Source organism: Endozoicomonas acroporae (assembly GCF_002864045.1).
Classification (GTDB): domain Bacteria; phylum Pseudomonadota; class Gammaproteobacteria; order Pseudomonadales; family Endozoicomonadaceae; genus Endozoicomonas; species Endozoicomonas acroporae.
Genome location: NZ_PJPV01000050.1, coordinates 87,030 through 94,218 on the forward strand (window position 1 = coordinate 87,030; position 7,189 = coordinate 94,218).

Here is a 7,189-nt window from a genome sequence, read left to right on the forward strand (position 1 = left end):
AAACTATACAGCATCTGTCTTGGACATCGTACTTGTCTGTATCAGCTCAATTGAGTAGCCGTCAGGGTCGGTTATAAAGGCGATGTGCGTAGAACCCCCTAAAACTGGGTTTGGCTCTCGCTTGATCGTAACGCCTTTTTTCTTAAGGCTGTCGCACAGAGAGTAAATATCATCATGCCCAAGGGCAATGTGGCCGAAGGCTGTGCCTAAGTCATAGCCTTCAGTGTTGTCCCAGTTATAGGTAAGCTCTATCATTGCAGATTCATCATAACCAACAAATGCCAGTGTGTATTTGTATTGCTCATTTACTGACTTTTTGAAAAGCTGCATACCAAGTTTTTCAGTATAAAAGTGAATACTGTCGTCTAAATTCTTAACCCTAATCATCGTATGAAGGTACTTCATTGCCGTTCCTCTGGTTCGTGAATTCACTTACAAGCTGCTCTGTATACTCATCATCAATCTCAATGTCAATCCTCATTGTTTGAGCAATGCCATCTCTAAAAAGAATAACTGCGTATCTACCTTCTGTTTCGTTGTCGTAAAAGCATACAATTTTATTTATTATTTCTTTGAACTGATTATTTAACTTTCTTCTTATCTCTTTTTCATCACCAGAACTCACTTTTTCTATGAGATCATGGAGTTCTGCATTTGACTTTTTCGATGATTTAGCAACGAATGATATCTCTTGAAGAACTTCTTCAAGTTGTGTTCTTATTAGTTCTAATTTGTCTTCTGATTGACTTATTTTTCTAGAAAGACCTCTTACAAGCTCATTATCATCATTATCTAATGCTAAATCCATTTCGGCATCTAGCAGTGTCATTCTCTTATTAAGATTTTGGATCTCAATTTCAAGGCCATTTCTTTTTGTTTTCAGCTTTTTCAAGTGATCACTGGTTTCATCAAAAATTAGATCAAGATTAATGTGATCGCAGTACTTCAATAAGTTTTTTTCAAGTAATTTATAATCAAAGAGAACCTTATTTGAACAACCTCTATTTTCGTATGCTTTTCTGCATCTTAAATAAAATTTCTCCGTATGATGCTTCTTTTTCTTGCCTTTTGGGGTGTGCTGGAGACTACCGCCACAACTTTCGCATTTGACCAAAGTACGTAAAATATTCAAATTTTTAGATCCAGTCTTACCTTCTTTCTTGGTAGTCCTTCTCAATCGAATTCTTTGTACTTCATTGTATAAATCTTCATCAATTACCTGAGGGTAATAGTTTTTAATTAGCTCACCTTCTGGAATATCAAAGCTTTTATCTAAATCATCTTCGGTAAACATTTTTCCTTTAAATATATAGTCTTTATTATTAATATGTCCTTTTTTGACCTCGATGTGTTTTTTGGGCTGATAATGACCAAGAACTATCTTTTCCTTTATAATTCTATTTATCTCAGTTGAATTCCATGTTTTTTTCACTAAAGCACCATTTACCTCTATTCCGAGTAATGTGTTTAGCTCGTTGTTTTCATTCATTCTTGATGCAATATATTGATCACTACGTTCATCTAACGCATATTCAAATATTTTTTTTATCGCATCAACGTAGCCATCCTTAACAACAAAATAACCTACATCATATTTTTTCTTAACCCCTTCCTGAAAGTGTTTGCCTGTGATATGAGCCTCAAGGTGAAGAGGGAGGCGTTGTGTTAAGATAATCCTTTCTTTATCTATTTTAGGATCTATTGTTTCCAGCTTATCTCTTATACTTTTTTTCTTAGCCTGCCATCCATTACTTACTCGCACAGATTTTTCTTGGCTTTCTTTATGGCCTCTCGACGAATCAATAGCCAGATTGATAAAGTTTATTATTTCATCATTAGCATCTAGCTTGTATTCTAAAAGTCCTCCTGTAGCCCCTCTAAATATTGCAACGTTACACCTCTCAGTTATTTCTGACAGTAGTTTAAATGCAGTTCTAGTACCTTCTCTTGTCATCCTGTCAATATTTTCAAACAGAATCCATGATCCAAAGGGAATATCCTCGTCCTTGATCATGTCGAGCATTTTATTAAAATCACCTCTGGTTTTGTAAGAAGAATAAGCTGACTTCCCAGCATCAAAAAATATTTCTTTTGATAGGGTTAGCCCTTTTTCTTTACAGTACTCTTCCGCTGACTCAAGCTGTCTTCGATACGAGTCTCCCTCTTCTTGTTTTTTACTACTGTATCTTATGTAGACATATGCCATATTGTTGTTCATTTATTCTGTAATCCCCCATATTTTTATAAGCATCCTCCCATACGGGTTCATGTGAGTCAACAATAGCGTTTGTGGAAGATCCGGACGGTTACAAAATCGAGCTGATTCAAGCCAAAGCCGCTTCTGAAGGGCTTAACGGCTAAGAGGCTGTTCGAGAATAGCGCCCGTCCTTAGCGAGGACGGCAGTTTTTGAAACTTTTTAGAAAAAATTAATACTTCTGCTTTAGTGTATTCGATTCGGCAATAACGTTTGCAGAGGACCCGGACGGCTACAAAATCCAGAAAAGTAATCACAGAACCAATAAACGACATGGATGCCATAATGCCCCGTCTTCGCACCCTCATCTTATTGACTGCGTTATCCTCAACTCTGATCACCGGTTGCTCTTCCGGGCAGGCCAATAGCCATGGTGCCAATTACGTCACTAACGCGGCACTGAAGGAGCTTGGCCCTGCCGGTAATGTCTTCGCCACCTTTGATCGCAACAGCCGTGATCGCGCTATACAGAAAATCAATGGTCTGAAGCCAAACCAGGTATATTGGGCACTGACACAGCCCCCCCGGGGGGAAAGCAGGCGTTACCTGGAAAAAGTCTCTACCGCTCAGAAGGATTTTTATCAGGGAAATATTTAACGGTTGCGTTTTTCGATATCATAATGTTCGCTTGGCTCGTTGACTCTGCCAGAGCTTTTCAGACAATTCAGCAACCGTCTCTCTACGACCAGAGACAACCCAGCCGGCAAATGCATCCGCTACATTGGGATATGGATTAGCCTCTTTACGCTGGGCGGTTTCTATAAAGGGCTTCAGATTTTCATAATTCAGGCAATAGAACACTTCAGCCAGGTGTCGATTTTCAAGTGTATAGGCGTTGGATAATTGTTCGATTTGTCCCTTAAGAGGTTTAGTCAGAATGGGTAATCCAATGTGCATGCATTCGGCGATAAGCGTAAATCCACAATTACAAATCACCCCTCTGGATGACTGTAGACTTTCTTTAAAGCCTTTTACGCTCATTTGAAAAAACTCCGCATTACCAATAACCTCCGGTGCCCTGGGACCATAAATTTTAAAACGGTAGCCCGAAAACTTATTCAATAAATGAGCAACATTATCCTGATTTTCAAAGGGCAAATAGACAACAAGATGATTTTTATCCGGGCATGGTTGCATTGTTGTGTCGATGATCGGAGGCAAGATGGGCTGATTGTTAAAATTAACCCAATGAAGCCCGATAGTTTCTGTGGCTGGAGCAAAGAGTTTCACTGCCAACCTTGAAATGGAAAATCTCTGCACCATGGGAACATCATAGTCAAACGAATACTGATGACCAAAGCCAATGACTGCCTTGTTGCCTAAATACCCAGCCCAGGCCGTGACCGGTTCAAAGTCAGAGATAATAAGGTCATAGTCCTTCACATTTAACGTCCAGACATCACGTATAAATCCAAAGCTGTCATGCATGAAATGTATTAATGTTTGGAAAAAATTCAAACGGCCATTTTCTGATATAAAAGTAAATCCATTGCGGTGCAAATAATCACCAAATACCTCCATATCATTAAGTGTATTCTTCTGACGACCTGAAACAAGATATTGAACTTTGGCTCCACGATCGGCCAATGCTTTTGCAAGAAGACGAGAGCGTGTCAAATGACCATTGCCCATTCCCTGAATACCGAATAAGATTTTTACCTCTGTCGGTTGTTCTTCACCATCGTACAGCTGTCTAATAGCCTCTTCATAATCAGATTCAGGTGAATTGTTACCGGATAGATAATCGGGGAAACCGGACCGACGTTGTTCAATGGCATCATAGTGTGATAAAAAGGTTTTAAGTGTGTCATCTGATACATGAAAAACAAGACGATTGACCGGTAGGTAATCAGCTGTTAAATGTTGGTTAAAGTATTCAACCAAATTATCTGTGAGAACCGTTTTAATGTGTTGATATCTGGGCGAATAAGCCCGACACAGCCGATTCCATAGTTTAGCAGCGTTACTTTGAATTTCGTTATTCTGATAACTGTCAAACTCTGGGCGCAGTGCATTAATTGCCAATGTATTCATCGTAAATTCTCAGTAAATTTTGTGATAATTGGACTATAAATATATGCGATGCATATTCTGTAGTCTTGAAATGATGTAATTATATGGAGGATCAGGTATATGACACCTTCAGGAGTTCAATGCTTTTGTAATGACCTTTTATTCCCATCAAAGACCGAATTAAAACAGCATATAAAAGAAAAGCACCTGCTACCCGCATTTAGCAGTAAATCTGTTTCATTTTTTGAAAAAGACAGAGAAATCCCTCCCAGCTCAGACTCTTGGGAACAGGTAAACAGGCTTGAAATGGCTAAAAGAATATGTATTGAATTAATGGATTCTGAGCCAAAAGATACTGACCTCTCCCTTGACCATATACGACGATGCACCCGCTTGATTCAAAGAGAAATCAGCACCATCAAATTAAAAAATAACTGCTCCTCTTATTCAAGTGGAATGAGAGCACTATCACGTAGACAAAACCCTGAAACTTTCAGTTTTTTAGAATTTTATTCGATTAATATCCATGATGTTGTAGCAATTGCTTTTAATGGAAGTAGTATGCACTGTACTACAACCGCTTCTTCCGATATTGATTTATATATAATTACAAAAAACACCAGATCTGGTAAAAGTTTTTTCGACTTTAACTTGGATACAAAAAGATTATCAAAAAAATATCAGCCGGAAATTCGTGGTACGTGTCACAGGTTTGAAAAAAATACAGAAAAAGATATCGATGCCATGATATGCTCTTTGCCTGTATTTATTTGGCAGTGCTTGAACTCCAACCCTGCTGCCCTGGATTTACTGCATATTAGTGACGAGTTGGTTTTATATGAGGGAAGTGACGGCTTTTTTTCAGAATTAAGAGAACATAAAGATGCATTTTACACAAAATTTTTACCCTACACTGGATTTGCAAAAGACCGAATTAGAAAACTGAAAGCTGTCAATCCTGAAGAATTGATCCCCGATAAAGAACGACTGGATCGGTTATCTGATCTTATTAAAACACTAAAAATGAACATTGCTGATAGACTTGAAGATATTTTGGAAAACGTCGACGACTTTGATGAATTAATTGCCCGTAACACTGATAAAAGCCTGATCTATTCAATAGCAGGTTTACAATTTGATGCAGGAATTAAAGTCAAAAGGGTCATCAGACCATTAGAAAACCAGTTAAAAAAGATTAAAGAGGGTGCAACAAATAATAAAAAGTTATCGACAGTTATCCGTCTGATAACTCAGATCAAAGAGCTATATACTAATGGTCATTTTGAATACCCACTACCAAACAGTACTCTTATGATGAACTTAAAATCAGAAGCAAGCAGTGATGAAGATACTAAAAAAGTGGATGAGATGATAAATGAATTCCTGGCCCAACATAAAGAATGGTCAAAGAACAGTAGATTTGCAGATAGAGTGGATAAGGACTTCTGGAAGACATGGCTAGAGGAAAAAAGTATTGATGAAGAAAGATAAGCAATAGCCAGCACAACAGTGACAACGTTTACGAAACACTTGGGGTAATTTGGGCGTGTTAGAAAAAATCCCGGTTAACCCTGATCACATATATAAACATCACCCGTATTACTTTCACAATTTAACACCTGACGTCCCCAATGAACATATTGATTCTGAACATTTACAACACTATCCCCAAAATTAGTTCTTCCACATGCATTAACAAGCAAGCTATCGACTTTAACATTTATATCTCCCATATTGGTATGAAGCCTTCCTCCGGATTTAATTCTGTAGCTACGATGGGTAATAATATCTCCCATATTAGTATGTAATTGCATTCTGCCAACAAATGACTCCGGGAGTCTCAGCTGAATATTTTCATTACAATGGAGGCTAAGATTATTATTCCTGAGATTTGGCGCTCTGGATGATGTAACTGACACCTGATGCCGGTTTACGGCACTTTGTCCTTTGATGAGAATATCTCCCTGTCTGGTATGTATATCAATAAAATCAACATTTTCTTCTCTAAAATCATATTCCCTGACAGGGGTACTTCGACGACCCGGAGTTGTAATCGTTACATTGTGACCAGCTAAAACCTCATTATTACGAATAACAAGATTTGAACCCTGAATCTGTCTTCCATTAAGATTGATACCATCTCCGGCTACTACATGAAGAAGATTACCGGCTGATCGAAAGTTCATACCAATGTCAGGAAAAGAATTCACGGAGTACGAGCCTGAAGCTTGAAAGTTGAAGGTTCTATTGCCAAATGAAGAGGAAATATGACCCGATTCTGAAGATGACAAAGAATTTACATTGTCATAGTTTCCAGTATTCTCCACCCTTTCATTTTGCCTGACTGGCTCACGGGTTCTATCCGTACTTGGCGTGGCACTGGAATTAATCAGTTGTATCGCGTCATTCTGCGCCTTACTTTTATGCTTATCGATACTTGTTCCGGTAGATGGAACATCTTTAAAAAGGCTTACACTTTCCTCTATTTGATTATTAATTATACGGTCTTGACATTTTAAGTCATCTTGAATTGAGCCCTTAAACTCTAACCTGTGGATTGGACATTTTTTGGGATCAGGAAGTGACAGGTAGCAATCTGCACATAAAACTTTACCACAGCAACGAGTAGACAGTGGTTTTTCAAATACATCCCTACATGCCAGGCATTCAAGCTTTGAAAGAAACTTTACAGCAGCAGCTTTTTCTGACCCATCTTCTGCAGATTGTAATGATTGTCGATTACCCTTTAACGACAAATAATCGATTGTTGTCGTCTGACTTGCACCGGCAATATTCATAAAGTCTCCACATGTTATCTGCATACAAAATAAACATAGAAAATAAAAATAGAAATGGAAAATATAAAAGACAGGGCATCAATATATTGTAACTATTCAGCACCCAGTAAAGGCATATTACTG

General features: G+C 38.1%; 6 protein-coding genes. 2 read left to right on the forward strand and 4 right to left on the reverse strand.

Annotated elements, in window-relative coordinates; translation table 11 throughout:
* Positions 1–3: 3 nt before the first annotated feature.
* Together gloA and CX664_RS09025 are read right to left on the reverse strand one after the other, a co-directional pair.
* Positions 4–405 carry a lactoylglutathione lyase gene (gloA, locus tag CX664_RS09020; RefSeq protein WP_101746413.1) on the reverse strand — a complete coding sequence of 134 codons (402 nt, stop codon included), beginning with the start codon at positions 403–405 and terminating at the stop codon, positions 4–6.
* Positions 380–2,218, reverse strand: a complete 1,839-nt coding sequence (locus tag CX664_RS09025) for a recombinase family protein (RefSeq protein WP_101746414.1) — start codon at positions 2,216–2,218, stop codon at positions 380–382. Before CX664_RS09025 ends, gloA begins: the two co-directional genes overlap by 26 nt.
* Before the next feature lie 322 nt (positions 2,219–2,540).
* On the opposite strand from CX664_RS09025, the gene CX664_RS26305 reads away from it, so the two are divergent.
* Positions 2,541–2,852 carry a lysozyme family protein gene (locus CX664_RS26305; RefSeq protein ID WP_180966437.1) on the forward strand — a complete coding sequence of 104 codons (312 nt, stop codon included), beginning with the start codon at positions 2,541–2,543 and terminating at the stop codon, positions 2,850–2,852.
* Positions 2,853–2,870: 18 nt separating this feature from the next.
* Here the strand turns inward: CX664_RS26305 and CX664_RS09040 are convergent, their stop codons facing one another.
* Positions 2,871–4,289 carry a glycosyltransferase family protein gene (locus CX664_RS09040; RefSeq protein WP_101746415.1) on the reverse strand — a complete coding sequence of 473 codons (1,419 nt, stop codon included), beginning with the start codon at positions 4,287–4,289 and terminating at the stop codon, positions 2,871–2,873.
* A 99-nt stretch (positions 4,290–4,388) separates the two neighbouring features.
* Here CX664_RS09040 and CX664_RS09045 point away from each other — a divergent pair, with 99 nt between their 5' ends.
* Positions 4,389–5,759: a hypothetical protein gene (locus tag CX664_RS09045; RefSeq protein ID WP_101746416.1), complete on the forward strand. Its 1,371-nt coding sequence runs from the start codon at positions 4,389–4,391 to the stop codon at positions 5,757–5,759.
* Positions 5,760–5,833: 74 nt separating this feature from the next.
* Here CX664_RS09045 and CX664_RS09050 read toward each other — a convergent pair whose 3' ends face one another.
* A complete protein-coding gene (locus tag CX664_RS09050; RefSeq protein WP_101746417.1) occupies positions 5,834–7,066 on the reverse strand; it encodes an RING finger protein in 1,233 nt (410 codons plus the stop codon).
* Positions 7,067–7,189 lie beyond the last annotated feature (123 nt).

Coding starts and splice junctions, on each gene's coding strand:
- gloA (WP_101746413.1), bottom strand. CDS start 405: ATGAAGTACCTTCATACGATGATTAGGGTTAAGAATTTAGACGACAGT.
- CX664_RS09025 (WP_101746414.1), bottom strand. CDS start 2,218: ATGAACAACAATATGGCATATGTCTACATAAGATACAGTAGTAAAAAA.
- CX664_RS26305 (WP_180966437.1), top strand. CDS start 2,541: ATGCCCCGTCTTCGCACCCTCATCTTATTGACTGCGTTATCCTCAACT.
- CX664_RS09040 (WP_101746415.1), bottom strand. CDS start 4,289: ATGAATACATTGGCAATTAATGCACTGCGCCCAGAGTTTGACAGTTAT.
- CX664_RS09045 (WP_101746416.1), top strand. CDS start 4,389: ATGACACCTTCAGGAGTTCAATGCTTTTGTAATGACCTTTTATTCCCA.
- CX664_RS09050 (WP_101746417.1), bottom strand. CDS start 7,066: ATGAATATTGCCGGTGCAAGTCAGACGACAACAATCGATTATTTGTCG.